The following is a 12,723-nucleotide window of genomic DNA, read 5'->3' as shown; positions in this document are numbered from 1 at the left end:
AGATTTTAGAGGAGAATACGATCTCCTTGCTCTGGAAAGATAAATTGAACGCCTAAGTCATTCAGATCGGTTAATTCTTTTTTAATGATTTTTTGAGTCTCTTCTCCTTGTCTAATACTTTCTTTACAGTGGGTGATAATAATTTTTAATTCTTCTAAAGAAGTGTCTACAAAACTGGCTAAGCGATGTAATTCAAGCAAAGTTAATTTAGGGTTTAGGTGACCAAATAAGACCTTGTTAGCTGCATTTTGAGAATAAGAACTTTCAAGAAACATCCCTTTAAACTGCCCTCTCTCAATTAGAGGAGCAATGCGCTTCCAGAGAAAGGTTAAGTGTTTTTCTCCTTCTAGAGCATCTGAAGAGGTATCTCCAACATAGAGGAGATAATTTCCTTGATATTCAATGAGGAAAGCAGTTGATGGGTAGCCTCCAGGATGATTTAGTAAGTAACTTTCTACCTGCATTGTTGTATTGGGGATGGGGAGGGTTTTGAAAAGAGGAAGACGTACATATTGATATTTTCCTAGAATAGGTTGAGACCCTTCGCTTCCATAATTAGGCCAAATCTCTCCATTAAAAATGTGATCTCGAAGATGATCAATTGTAGAATCCGTTCCTAAAATATATTTCGAAGTATCAATTTGAGAATTTAGGATTAAACCAGCAATGTGATCCAGATGAGCATGAGAAATCAAAAAGGCTTTTATATGTTCCAATAACATTTCTCCAGCAGGAGTCAATGCAGAATTGGAAAACAGAGTTAGATCAAGATGGTTTTTTAATATAGCGATATGGATTCCACTAAGAAGCGTTCCTGCATCTAAAGCAATCCATTCTGTTTTATCGATAGGAGAAAGGAGATATCCAGAAAGATTGCCTTCGAAGGGGCCTCCTGTACAGCCCATGACAATCACTTGAAAAACTTCACTCATCTTTCAGTCTATGATCGAGTTGATCTAATTGATCGAGAATGCCTTGAGGCAGATTGTGGTCAAATTGTGAGAGATAATGACGCATAGATTGTGTATCTCGTAACCATTCTTCTCGATCAATCTGAAAAAGAGCTTGTTGATTTGCTTCTGAAATTGAGAGGTCTGAAAAGTCAAATCCTTCTAGTTTAGGTAGATATCCAATAGGACTTTTTTGTCGATTTGCTACCCCTTCTGTCCTTTCGAATATCCATTTCAATACACGAATATTTTCCCCAAAACCAGGCCAGAGAAATCTTCCATCAGCAGACTTTCTAAACCAATTCACAGAATAGATTTTAGGAAGTTGTCTTGATTCTGTTTGATTGAAAGAGAGCCAATGGCGAAAGTAATCTCCCATGTTATATCCACAAAAGGGAAGCATAGCGAAGGGGTCATGGCGTAACTTTCCGACTACACCAGTCGCAGCCGCCGTCATTTCAGACGAGATACTCGATCCAATATAGACTCCATGATCCCAATCAAATGCTTCATATACCAGAGGGATGAGCGTGCTACGTCTTCCTCCAAAAATAATTGCTGAAATCGGGACGCCAGCAGGATCTTCCCAACCAGGATCTATGACAGGGCATTGTTTTGCAGGAGCTGTGAATCGTGAGTTAGGATGAGCAGCAGGAGTCTTATTTGCAGGAGTCCATTCTGTATGACCGAGCCAGTCAGTCAGTGGAGAGGGAGGATGTTCAGTCATTCCTTCCCACCAGACATCTCTCTCACGAGTCAGAGCTACATTGGTAAAAATGGCATTTTTCGCACAGGTTGCTAAAGCATTTGGATTAGATTGAGTCGAGGTACCTGGAGCAACACCAAAAAAACCAGCCTCTGGATTAATTGCACGTAGTGTTCCATCTTTTGCAAATTTCATCCATGCAATGTCATCTCCAATACATTCGATTTTCCATCCGGGTAGAGAAGATTGCATCATTGCTAAATTAGTTTTTCCACATGCACTGGGGAAAGCAGCTGCAAAATATTTTTTTTCCCCTTCAGGATTTGTGACTCCCACGATTAACATATGCTCAGCTAGCCATCCCTCATCACGAGCCATAACTGAAGCAATCCGAAGAGCAAAACATTTTTTTCCGAGTAGAGCATTCCCTCCATACCCACTTCCATATGACCAAATTTCTCGGGTTTCTGGAAAATGAACAATGTGTGTGTTTTGGGGATTACAAGGCCAAGGAAGATCTTTTTGGCCCTCTTTTAGAGGGACTCCAACACTATGTAAGCCAGGAATAAAACTTCCATTATCTTTTAACAAATCCAGGACCTCTTTCCCCATACGTGTCATAATCTTCATATTACAAACAACATAGGGTGAATCTGTTAACTCAACACCTATTTGTGCAATATTTGATCCTAAAGGCCCCATACTATAGGGGATAATATACAGAGTCCGTCCTCGCATACAGCCTCTGAAAAGAGAGAGTAGTTTTTTTTTCATTGTTGCAGGTGGGGCCCAATGATTTGTTGGACCCGCATCCCCTTTGTCTTTTGAACAGATAAATGTAGATCCTTCGACGCGACTCACATCATCTGGATGAGAACAAGCTAGAAAGCTATTTGGTCGTTTTAGAGGATTTAAACGGATAAAAGTTCCATTTTTTACCATCTTCTCGCAGAGAGTTTGGTACTCCTCTTCGCTTCCATCACAAAGATGGATATGCGCAGGTTGAGTTAATTGAATCATTTTTTGGATCCAATTTCTTAGCTTTGAGTGTTTCGAGATTTCGAACATATTAGATCATGGCTTTACGCTTTTTAAATTTTTCTATATGGTCGAGAGCTTTTCCCGCTCCCATACAAACTGCTAATAGTGGATAGGGAGGAATAATCACAGAAAGTCCAGTATTTTTTGTCAGTGCTTTATCAAGACTTTTAATCATCGCCCCTCCACCAGCGAGGATCATCCCTCGTTCGACAAGGTCAGCAGAGAGTTCAGGAGGGCATTTTTCCAGAGTCAATCTGACGCATTCAATAATTTGTTGTATCGGTTCTGCAAGACACTCACGAATTTCTACTGAATTGATGCGTTTTGTCACCGGAAGACCAGCCACTTGATCACGCCCCCTAACCTCCATTTCTAGTTCTTTATCGCCCAAAGGAAAAGCTGAACCAATGGTGATTTTAATCTCTTCAGCTGTTCTAGGACCAATCATCAGATTATACGTACGACGCATATAATTGATGATACATTCATCAAATTCATCTCCAGCAATTCTTAATGAACGCGACTCAACGATTCCACCTAAAGAGATAATGGCAATCTCTGTGGTTCCTCCTCCTATATCAATAATCATGCTTGCAGCAGGTTCATGAACAGGAAGATCTACACCAATCGCTGCAGCCATCGGCTCTTCGATGAGAATGACTTCTTGAGCTCCAGCATGAAGAGCGGAATCTTCCACTGCGCGTTTTTCAACGCCAGTAATGCCTGAAGGTACTGCAATCAAAATTTTTGGACGGAATAGAGATCGAGCAGGAGTCACTCTTTTAATAAGCGCTTTGAGCATACCTTCTGCAATTTCAAAATCTGCAATTACCCCATCTTTCATTGGGCGTACAGCATGAATTTTTCTCGGTGTCTTACCTAACATCGCCTTTGCTTTATGACCTACGGCTAAGACTTCGTTGGTTTGAGAGTCAACAGCAACGACTGAAGGCTCACTTAAAACGATCCCTTTCCCCCTGACATAAACTAAGGTATTTGCTGTTCCTAAGTCGATCCCAATATCACTCGAAAAGAAATTGAAAAATTTATCAAATCTTTTGAATGCTTTTTTACGTATTGTTTCCAAAAGGGCTTTAATCCCAGGGTGGCTCCGATTTAACATATTTCCTTTATGTTTGTAATAATTCTAAAACTTCTTCCCATGTGAGCTTTGCGATTGCTTCGTCATCAGAGCTCATGACTTTTTTTACAAGCCCCTTCTTTCTGTTTTGCAGATTTAGAATCTTTTCTTCAATTGTATTTAATGTAACCAGTTTATAAGAAGAGACCGATTTTTTTTGACCAAGACGATGGACACGACCTGTTGCTTGGTTTTCTACAGCTGGATTCCACCACATATCATAATGGATTACTGTATCTGCTCCAACTAAATTTAATCCTGAACCCCCTGCTTTTAAAGAAACAAGGAAAACAGGAATAGTAGGATCACTGTTAAATTGTTTGACAATACTCAAACGATTTTTAATCGATCCGTCAAGATATGCGAATGGGATACCCTGATGTTGCATATCTTCACGCAAAATCTGGAGCATTTTTGTATATTGACTAAAAATTACAGTCTTGTGTTTCCCCTGGATTAAAGATAACAGTAGTTCCATCAGCATGTCATATTTAGCAGAATCGCCTGCTTCTGCTTTTTCTTTAGCAAAAATCGCTGGATGGCAACAAATCTGCTTTAAGCGTGTGAGTGTAGCAAGGACATGGATTTGAATCTTATCAAAACCTTCTTTCTTCACAAGACGAGATAATTCTTCCTTAGCTGATTTTGCATAGGAGATGTACAGCTCTTGTTGAATGTCAGTGAGATGGCAGTGGTAGAGAACTTCAGAGACTGGAGGAAGATCCTCTAAGACATCTTCTTTCATACGGCGTAGAATAAAGGGAGAGACTTTTTTACGAAGAGTTTCAATGTTAGATAACTTGTTCCCTGTATGCCCACAATTGCGGATATATCTTTCAACAAAACGATCAAAACTACTTAAAAGCCCAGGCATCAGAAAATCGAATAAACTCCATAACTCTTCCAAAGAATTTTCAATTGGTGTGCCTGTTAAAACGAGACGATGTTGCGCTTGGATCATTTTTACAGACTTTGCATTGCGTGTGCTACGATTTTTAATATGGTGCGCTTCATCAAGGACGACATAGTCAAAAAGAATTTTTTTATAAATTTCAATATCTTTTTGTAAAAGATTATACGAAGTAATTACCACATCATAATTATCGATGGATTTTAACAATTTGCGTCTTTGTGAGGGATTTGCATCAACAACTAATACTTTAAGTTCTGGATTGAATTTATGAAATTCTTCTTGCCAATTATACACAAGAGATGTTGGACAAACAACAAGAGATTGAGCCACAGATTTTTCTGCTTTGCTTTGTGTAATTGCAATAATCGCTTGTAATGTCTTACCAAGCCCCATGTCATCAGCTAAAATGCCATTAAGATGCATCTTACGTAATCTTTCTAGCCAATTGACTCCTTCAAGCTGATATTTACGTAGCTTAGCTCGAATCACCGAAGGAACATTCTGTGTTGTGATGTTTGTCTCACCTAGAATTTGTTTTTGAATTTGCTGCAACCATTCACTCATGGAGTATTTGACTGGAAGAGATTGAAATTGAGCAGGATGAATTGAAGCAAGACTCCAAAGAGGGCGCTCTTGCACATGTGAGTCAATGACCTCTAGACCTACTTCATCAAAGATTTGAACCAAGGGAGCAATTTTTTCTAAATTGAGCACAAGAATGCGCGGAATCGTAGAAGTTTTACGACCAATTTTTTTCTTACCAGGGATGTCCATTTCAAGGAAACGCTTTTTTGATGCGATACAATCCCATAAAAGATCAAGTCTAGTACCCTTAAGATTCCCATTCACTTTTAATTCTACTTCATAAACATCAATTCGTTTGCTTTCACGAAAATGGAGCTCAAAGGTTGACTCATCATAAATAAATTGTTTGGAAAGATTTTCTGGACATTCATAAGAAATTTTATCCGAAGTGCTTGGAATCACTTCAGTCATAAACTCCACAATTTTCTTTTCACTTTTTAACCGAAATACACCTTCCTTTTCTTCAAAAATAAAATCTGAAAAAATCTCTTCAACCAATTTTTGCTCTTCCACAAGATTTCGAGCTAAAATTCCTTCTTTCCCTACAAAAGGGGTGATATGCTCATATTGTAGTTTCGAGAAGGCTCCAGGGACTTCGATGTTTCCATAAATAAAGAATAGTTCTGCTTCTAGCTCTCCATTGAGATAATGGATGAGACAACGTCCCTTAAGGGGATCAACAAAAGGAAGAGTAACGAATTGGTTAATTAGATTTGGATTGGTTACCTCAACATATTGTCGAAGAGTAGGGAAAGCATTTTCAATAAATGTTCCAAAAAGAGGTTTGGGAATTGCGGTTTTGTGTAGATGAGGAATGGCTTGCAAATGAGAGCGTTTAATATGTGGTTGAAAACGATAGTAGGTATTTTTGTACATTAAACCTGGTTTTGTAGATTCAAATAAGACGATTTCCTTGAGCTGAACTCTATCTTCATCCACTTGAAAAGAGGGGTTCAACAAAAGGGTCTCTCCCGGAGTTTCAAGATATTCAATTGTACACTTAATTTCAGCAGGAGAGATGGAAAAATAGAGAGGATGTTCCAGATTGTCTACAAAGAGGCAGGGCATAGGAATTTTTTTATCCATCTGTATCGTATCTGAGATAGCTAAGTCATAGCCACGAGCAAGTAGTGTAGCCAATGCTTCATGGGTAAGATAAGCAATACGCGGCTGGGATTCTTCGGGGGTGTTTGCAAAAACGACATTTTGCAAAAGAAGCGTCATCATCTCACGTTGGATTGTATCAAATGAGAGAAGAGTAAAAAAACATTGTTTCCCTCCAATTGAGATGGGTTCACGGTAACGAATTGCATCAAGAAAAAGATGAATATTTGGAATATAAAGAGGTTTCGAACGAAAAGGCAGACGGATTGTCAGCTCAATTTCAGCTTGTGTATTTTGCTTAAGGGTTTCTTGATTGAAAATCACAGCAAGTTCAGCTTCATCTTGGGTATGAGTTGCTTGTCTTAAAAAGAAAGGAGAAGTTTTTAAATCTCGTGCTCCACTGATATATTCCGATAAAACTTCTTTTTGATATTGTTGATCTTTACGTGTCCCTTCTTTTGAAACTGCTTTCTTAAACGTTTCACGCAACTCGTGTTTTTCTTGATCATCAATTTCTCGATGCATATCGAGATTTGTCTCTTGAGAATAGGCAACAACAATCTCGTTGAAATGACGCTCAAGGTAATAAAGAAGAGCTGCAATATGTTGACAATCATAAGTATATGTACAATCACAGTTAGAATCAATTGCAATTGATTCGTTTCTGTCAATCTCTAACTCACTTTCATAAATATTTTCAAAAGAGCCACTTATTCGAGAGCTAAGACGGATGGAATTTGTATTGAAATGGAGAATTTTTGCCCCTAATACAGCCTCGTTATCAAACAATTCTTTTCCTTCTTTTAGAATATTTGAGGAAAAATCTTGACGTAGTTTACGAAAATTAAGCATTCTTTAAGCCATAAGATGACACAGATTTTATTTGTACTGATTTACTCTCGTGAAAGCAATGAAAATATTTTTTTGTTCTAGATCAAGATTCAATAAGTATTGCGAAAAAAAAATTGCGATTCTAAAATATCTCTTTTGTTTTATGCGGGTGTAACTTAATGGTTGACCACCACCCTCTCAAGGTGAATGTTGTGATTTTGAATTTCATCATCCGTTCGGTTGCCATAACGCGGGTGTAGCTCAGTGGTAGAGCATCACGTTGCCAACGTGAGGGTCGTGAGTTCGAACCTCATCACCCGCTTTTTCTCTAAAATTTAAAACTAGATTTTTATGGAAGTGTTTGAAAAGGATGGTTTTTCTGTTGAAGCGCAAAAAGAGTCAGGATGTCGCCTCTCTCTTAAGATTGGAGTTTGCTCAGATTTTGTAAAAAGAGCTTATAAACGAGCAGTCAAAAAAATCAATAAGCAGATTTCTATTCCAGGATTTCGTAAGGGAAAAGCTCCCGATGCTACAATTATTCATCAGTATGGTTCTTATGTGGATCAAGAATGGAAAGAAATTTTACTGAATGAGGCATATCGAAGAGCTTTAGATCTCACTGCTATTTTTCCTATGAATAAAGAGAGTATTCAACGTCCAAAAATTGAAAGTTGTTCTCAAGAAGAAGGGGCAGTTGTTCTCCTTGCCTATGAACACTATCCAAATGTTCCTAAGATTGATTTTACGACACTCAATCTTCCTACATTCGCTAAAGAAGCTGTAACTGAAGAACAAGTAGATGGGGTGATCAGTAGAATTTTGAGGCAGAATGCTGAATGGGAAAAAGTAGAGGGACGAGGCGTGCAAAAAGGAGATTTTGTAGAGGTTTCGATAGATCAAATTGATGTTGATCCTCCTAAGTCTATTTTAAAAAATCATCGCCTTGAGGTGGATGATCAACAACTTGCTCCCTGGATATTGAAGCTGCTGATTGGGATGGACTCTTCTAATGCGATTGAAGGGATGAGTGAAGTAGATCCACAAGCCGATGATGAAACAAAAAAAGCCTTTAAACCTATAGCTATTCGCCTCACTCTTCATGAGATAAAAACTATCATTCTTCCTGAGTTAAGCGATCAATTAGCTAAAAAACTGGGAGCTGCTTCTATAGAGGAGATGAAAGGTAAAATTTCTTTAAGTCTCGAAAAAGAGAATGAAGTTCGCCATCGTCAAAAACAAATAGAAGCTCTTGAATCTGTTCTTTTAGAAAAATATGTTTTTGATTTACCAGCGTCGCTTGTTGAAGAGGAAAGAGTCAGTCGTATTCGTTCTCAAATTGAATTCTTAAAAAAGCAGGGAAAAGAGGATGAAGAGATTAAAGGAAAAGAGGAAGAGATTGAATCTACAGTAGCTAAGGAGGTGGAGGTTGCAATCCGTCTTTATTTTCTTATTCAACAAATCATTAAGCAAGAAAATATCTCTCTTTCTAATCAAGAATTGAATGAAGCGCTGGCAAGTCAGATGATGCAAAATCCTATCGATAATCAACAGGGAATAACTAAAGAAAAATCTAGAGAAATGGTGAATAGACTTGCTAGTAGATTGATACAACGTAAGGCAAAAGAATACGTACTTGAGCAAATTAAGGATAAACAATAAAGTCAACTTGAAAAGGAGTTCTCCAATTGTTATTTTATTGGAATTCAAAATTTCTTGACGCATGTTTATTCACATCATAAACTTTGCCTTGTAACGTTATAGTAACCAACAATGAAGAGTTAGTCATGACACTTGTTCCCTATGTAATTGAAGATACTGGCCGTGGTGAACGCGCCATGGATATTTATTCCCGCTTGTTAAAAGATCGTATTGTTTTGATTGGGACTCAAATTGATGAACACCTTGCGAATAATGTGATTGCACAGCTTTTGTATTTAAAATCAGATGATCCAAAAAAAGATATTCAGGTGTTTATCAATTCTCCTGGAGGATACATTACAGCTGGGTTAGCGATTTATGATACGATGCGATTTTTAGGGTGTGATGTAAATACTTATTGCATTGGTCAAGCTGCTTCAATGGGAGCTCTTCTTTTAGCTGCGGGTACGAAGGGAAAACGACGTGCATTACCCCACAGCCGTATCATGATTCATCAGCCTTCTGGCGGCATTATGGGCACATCGGATGATATTAGACTTCAGGCAGAGGAGATCTTACGTTTAAAACAATATTTAGCTGATATTCTTGCAGAATGTACGGGACAGACTGTGAAGAAAATTTTAGCGGATTCAGAACGTGATTGTTTTATGAGCCCGAAAGAGGCAATCGAATATGGATTGATTGATGAAATTGTGACCTCTTCTGCTAAAACTATGGAAAGAGATGACTAAAAAAAATTTTACAAATAAAGAGATCACAATCTGTTCATTTTGTGGTCGTTCTGAAGAGGATGTTGAGAAGTTAATTTCCGGACCTAATGTATATATTTGTGATAATTGTATTCGCTTATGCATGAGTATCTTGGAGAAAAAGTCGACTACGCATCAGCTCACGATTCTTAAACCACAAGAAATCAAAGAAAGATTAGATGAATTTGTAGTTGGTCAAAACGAAGCGAAAAGAACGATTTCTGTGGCAGTGTACAACCACTATAAGAGAGTCCAGGCGCTTTCTCAAAATAGAGAAGTGGGATATAGCAAATCGAATGTTTTACTTTTAGGACCTACAGGTTCAGGTAAAACTCTTATTGCTAAAACACTTGCTCAAATCCTTGATGTGCCCTTCACTATTGCTGATGCAACGACATTGACAGAAGCAGGCTATGTGGGAGAAGATGTAGAAAATATTATCCTTCGTTTACTTCAAACAGCGGATTATGACGTTACAAGGGCAGAACAAGGAATTATTTATATTGATGAGATTGATAAAATTGGAAGGACAACAACGAATGTTTCAATTACAAGAGATGTTTCAGGAGAAGGGGTTCAGCAAGCATTATTAAAAATTGTTGAAGGGACGATTGCTAATGTCCCCCCTAAGGGAGGAAGAAAGCATCCCCATCAAGAATATGTCAAGGTGAATACTGAAAATATTCTTTTTATTATTGGAGGAGCCTTTATCAATCTTGATAAGGTGATTGGTAAGCGGTTGGGCAAAAGTACGATTGGTTTTTATGATTCTAAAACTGGAAAATCTATTGATCCGCAGGATAAAAATAAATTGTTAGAACAAGTTGAGCCTGAAGATTTAATCAGCTTTGGCATGATTCCAGAGTTTATTGGTCGATTTAATTGCATTGTAAATTGTAATGAGCAAACTTTAGATGATCTTGTGAGAATCTTAACGGAACCAAGAAATGCGATTGTTAAACAATATAAAAATCTTTTTAATGATGAGAATGTAAAATTGGAATTTTCAGACAAGGCTCTTTATGCAGCAGCAGTGAAAGCAAAAGAAGCAGGCACTGGAGCTCGTGCATTACGCATGATTTTGGAGAGTCTACTCACAGATCTGATGTTTGAAGTTCCTTCAGATGATACAATTGCAGAAGTGTATATCCAAGAAGAAACAATTACAAAAGGAAAACCTCCTGAGATTGTTCGTCGGGATTCTTCTGAAAAGATTGCATGATCAATACCTCTCTTTTCGTTTTAGGAAAATCTATTTGTCAAATCCTCAGCGATAGGGGATATATCGCATATTTCGCAGGAGGATGGGTACGTCAATTTCTTTTAGATCAATCTTCTGACGATATTGATATTGCCACTAGTGCCCCTCCTCAGGTTGTCCAAAATTTTTTTTCTAAAACGATTCCTGTTGGATTAGCATTTGGTGTAGTGATTGTTGTTTTAGAGGGAGTGAATTTTGAAGTTGCGACCTTTCGTCAAGATGATCGCTCTGATGACGGACGTCATCCGATGAGTATTGAATTTGCTGATCCTAAAGCAGATGCTTTAAGACGAGATTTTACAATCAATGGGATGTTTTTTGATCCCCTAACAGATAGAATTTATGATTATGTAGAGGGGAAAAAAGATTTAACAAAAAAAATCATTCGCACAATAGGAGATCCTTTTCTCCGTTTTTCTGAGGATCGTCTTCGTATGGTACGTGCTTGTCGTTTTTCAGCCCGTTTGGGATTTATCATTGAAGAAAAAACTAGATTAGCGATTAAAGAGCTCGCGCCGACTTTATTTCCTGCTGTTTCTATCGAAAGAATCTGGCAGGAATTTTGTAAAATGGCTCTCTATCCTCATTTCAATCAAGCTTTAATTCTATTGAAATCTCTTGGTCTATTAGGAATCATTTTCCCTCAACTCAAAGAGGTAGATGTTGAGAAATTAGTCGCTCCATTTCCAGACTTTCCTTTACATTGCCCTCCTATTATTTATCTCATGGAGCTTTTCCCTTATGCCACTTTAAATGAACGTTTGAGTCTTTGTGAAGATTTGAAAATCTCAAAAGCAGAAAAGCAAGAGGCAATATTCTTTACCCAATCCATGGCTCTTTTGGAGCAAGCCTCTGTCGACAATTGGCATTGGGCACATTTTTATGCTCATCCTTCTTCTGCATATGTCATTGGTGTTTATGCTGCTCATGCTCCTTTACTTCAACGCTCTCTTATTTTTAAAGCACATCAAGAACGAGAGCAGTTTCTCAAAAAACATATTGATCGCATCAAAAATCAAACTCCTCTTATTACCTCGACTATGCTGAAAAATCAAGGAGTGAAACCAGGAAAAAAGATGGGGCAATTATTAAAGTCAGCTGAACGTCTTTCTATTAACCATGACCTAAATGATCCATCAATTCTCTTAAGATTGCTGGATTTAGAAGACATAGGACAGGTAGAATGATTTTCTACCTATAGATGAACTATTTTCTTTACAACATCTTTAATTTATTCTATTTGTTGATTAACTTGGTAAGAATTATGACATTGTTAGCTGTGACAATCATGAATGGGCCTCCTCCTATTGCTAGGCAGGCTTTTTTAAGAAGAAATGAAAAGATTGCGGTCATCACCGATCTTGTCATAGCCATCCTTCTTTTGCTTATTGGAAGTTTAAGTTTGATTCAAAAGGGAGGTATGGGGGATCTTGGAGTCTTGTCTTGTTTAGGGACGATGAGTTCGGAAGCCATCGTTTTTATGATAGGAAGTAGCTTCCTGATTCCTATAATTCTTCTCATGATATTCTTGGTACGAGAATCAAAATATACAAAAGAGATTCAGGCAATTAAGCAAGCCACAGCATCCAATCAGTAAACTTGATTTATCAACAGGATGAAGTTTTCCAGATAAACGTATTTCATTTAGTTTTGCATGAGATAGGCGTATATTTCTGATCTTCAATTAAAATAGTCTCTTTTTTTTAATAAATTTTATTCGAACAAAGGAGACCATATTTAACTCTTTATAAAAAAAAAGAGAATCGCGAAAACTCTCTTGTTA

Annotated in this window: 9 protein-coding genes and 1 tRNA gene; 6 read left to right on the top strand and 4 right to left on the bottom strand. The window is 37.7% G+C overall.

What is annotated here, in order from left to right:
- Nucleotides 1-5: 5 nt before the first annotated feature.
- From R3E91_03060 to R3E91_03045, 4 genes are read right to left on the bottom strand one after another with little or no spacing between them, the layout of a single operon-like run.
- The gene (locus R3E91_03060; protein ID MEZ5315175.1) at nt 6-932 is read right to left on the bottom strand and encodes a 3',5'-cyclic-nucleotide phosphodiesterase; all 927 of its coding nucleotides are present in this window, start codon (nt 930-932) and stop codon (nt 6-8) included.
- Nucleotides 925-2,724, bottom strand: a complete 1,800-nt coding sequence (locus tag R3E91_03055; GenBank protein MEZ5315174.1) for a phosphoenolpyruvate carboxykinase (GTP) — start codon at nt 2,722-2,724, stop codon at nt 925-927. The genes R3E91_03060 and R3E91_03055 overlap by 8 nt, the downstream gene beginning before the upstream one ends.
- A gap of 1 nt (nt 2,725) precedes the next feature.
- Nucleotides 2,726-3,820, bottom strand: coding sequence for a rod shape-determining protein (locus R3E91_03050; GenBank protein ID MEZ5315173.1), 1,095 nt, complete (start codon nt 3,818-3,820; stop codon nt 2,726-2,728).
- Nucleotides 3,821-3,827: 7 nt separating this feature from the next.
- The gene (locus R3E91_03045) at nt 3,828-7,292 is read right to left on the bottom strand and encodes an SNF2-related protein (GenBank protein ID MEZ5315172.1); all 3,465 of its coding nucleotides are present in this window, start codon (nt 7,290-7,292) and stop codon (nt 3,828-3,830) included.
- 229 nt (nt 7,293-7,521) lie between these two features.
- Between R3E91_03045 and R3E91_03040 the strand changes: the two genes are divergently transcribed.
- From R3E91_03040 to R3E91_03015, 6 genes are all read left to right on the top strand, one after another.
- Nucleotides 7,522-7,593, top strand: a tRNA-Gly gene (locus R3E91_03040).
- 29 nt (nt 7,594-7,622) lie between these two features.
- Nucleotides 7,623-8,930, top strand: a complete 1,308-nt coding sequence (tig, locus tag R3E91_03035) for a trigger factor (GenBank protein MEZ5315171.1) — start codon at nt 7,623-7,625, stop codon at nt 8,928-8,930.
- 125 nt (nt 8,931-9,055) lie between these two features.
- Nucleotides 9,056-9,661 carry an ATP-dependent Clp protease proteolytic subunit gene (locus R3E91_03030; GenBank protein ID MEZ5315170.1) on the top strand — a complete coding sequence of 202 codons (606 nt, stop codon included), beginning with the start codon at nt 9,056-9,058 and terminating at the stop codon, nt 9,659-9,661.
- On the top strand, nt 9,654-10,901 hold the full coding sequence (clpX, locus tag R3E91_03025) for an ATP-dependent Clp protease ATP-binding subunit ClpX (protein MEZ5315169.1): 1,248 nt from the start codon (nt 9,654-9,656) through the stop codon (nt 10,899-10,901). Before R3E91_03030 ends, clpX begins: the two co-directional genes overlap by 8 nt.
- Nucleotides 10,898-12,127, top strand: a complete 1,230-nt coding sequence (locus tag R3E91_03020; GenBank protein ID MEZ5315168.1) for a CCA tRNA nucleotidyltransferase — start codon at nt 10,898-10,900, stop codon at nt 12,125-12,127. The genes clpX and R3E91_03020 overlap by 4 nt, the downstream gene beginning before the upstream one ends.
- Before the next feature lie 77 nt (nt 12,128-12,204).
- On the top strand, nt 12,205-12,537 hold the full coding sequence (locus tag R3E91_03015) for a hypothetical protein (protein MEZ5315167.1): 333 nt from the start codon (nt 12,205-12,207) through the stop codon (nt 12,535-12,537).
- The last annotated feature ends 186 nt before the right edge of the window (nt 12,538-12,723 follow it).

The organism is Chlamydiales bacterium, assembly GCA_041395025.1.
Classification (GTDB): domain Bacteria; phylum Chlamydiota; class Chlamydiia; order Chlamydiales; family JAAKFR01; genus JAJACP01.
Note: the sequence above shows the minus strand (reverse complement) of the source record. Positions and strands in the feature narration are given on the sequence as shown.